The sequence below is a fragment of the Sphingomonas hankyongi genome (assembly GCF_023516575.1).
Taxonomy (GTDB): domain Bacteria; phylum Pseudomonadota; class Alphaproteobacteria; order Sphingomonadales; family Sphingomonadaceae; genus Sphingomicrobium; species Sphingomicrobium hankyongi.
This window is the reverse complement of record NZ_JAMGBE010000006.1, coordinates 1-823: the sequence shown is the minus strand read 5'-3', so window position 1 is coordinate 823 and position 823 is coordinate 1. Positions and strand designations below refer to the sequence as shown.

Annotated in this window: 1 protein-coding gene; it reads left to right on the top strand. The window is 62.0% G+C overall.

All coding sequences use genetic code 11. From position 1 onward, the window contains the following. A partial coding sequence (locus LZ538_RS13150; RefSeq protein ID WP_249832490.1) for a hypothetical protein occupies positions 1-823 on the top strand: 823 nt, incomplete at both ends.

Here is an 823-nt window from a genome sequence, read left to right as displayed (position 1 = left end):
TGCCAGCGGCACGACCTACTTCGACGGCATCATCAATCCGTCGGCGATCCCGGGTTACGACCGCACCGACCGCAGCACCCGCATCCTCGATGCAACAGCACTCGACAGCGGCCTTGCCGGCCCTGGCACGCTGACCATCGACGATGGCGGCAACCTGGTTCTCGCGGACACCCGTGTCCACGGCGACCCGACGGGCTTCGAAGGACCGACCTATGCACTGGTCGACACCTTCAACGTGGGCGCCGACGGCACCATCACATTCCAGCTGGTGCCGGAATCGGGTGGCGATCAGGAAGTCGGCACTTATGCTCAGGTCTTCGCCGACACGGCGAACCTGGAGGGCACGCTGGTTGCTGACATCCAGCCCGCCAATGGCCTGTTCGCCGACGATTACTTCTGGGACAACGTCATCGATGCCAATGTCCGCAACGGCGGCTTCGACGGCGCTCAGTGCCAGATCGGCGGAGCCTTCGGCGGATCGCTGTTCCTCAACCTCGACTGTATCGAGGATGCGAACGACAACATCGACCTCGCGTTCACCAGGACGCCGTTCGATGAAATTCCGGGCCTGACCGAAAACGGCCAGTCGACCTCGGAAGGTCTCGAGTGCATCTACGATCCTGACCTGACGGGCGGCATCGCGGATCTGTTCAACGAACTGTTCCAGATCACCGATCCGGTCGATTACCAGAACGCTCTCGATCAGCTGGCCGGCGCAAGCTACGCCAACTATCTGGAGTCCTTCAGCTCGCTGGGTGTCCACTACAACGACATCCTGGATCATGCGACGAGCTGCGAGATCCCGTCACTGGCGGGTTCGGTA